1 protein-coding gene is annotated in these 313 nt (G+C 76.4%); it reads right to left on the reverse strand.

All coding sequences use genetic code 11. The features are described from left to right. A partial coding sequence (locus tag BST12_RS32740; protein WP_211281440.1) for a hypothetical protein occupies window positions 1–313 on the reverse strand: 313 nt, incomplete at both ends.

A 313-nucleotide genomic window follows, 5' to 3' on the forward strand; every position in this document is an offset into this window, starting at 1 on the left:
CCCGCCGCCGGCCCCACCGGTGCCGAACAGGGTGGCAGCAGCGCCGCCCAGCCCTCCGGCGCCGCCGTTGACGCCGGCACCGCCGAGCCCACCGGCGCCGCCGGTGCCAAATAGCGTGCCCGCGTTACCACCGGTACCACCGGCTCCGCCATTGCCGGTGGGGAGTAAAGCGTTTGCGCCTGCCCCACCGGCGCCACCATTGCCGTAGAGCGCACCCGCGTTGCCGCCGCCCCCACCGGCCCCGCCAGAGTCGCCGAGCCCGCCGGCGCCGCCGGCTCCGCCATTGCCGAATATGAGGCTGGCGCCACCGGTA

The organism is Mycobacterium angelicum (genome assembly GCF_002086155.1).
GTDB classification, from domain to species: domain Bacteria; phylum Actinomycetota; class Actinomycetes; order Mycobacteriales; family Mycobacteriaceae; genus Mycobacterium; species Mycobacterium angelicum.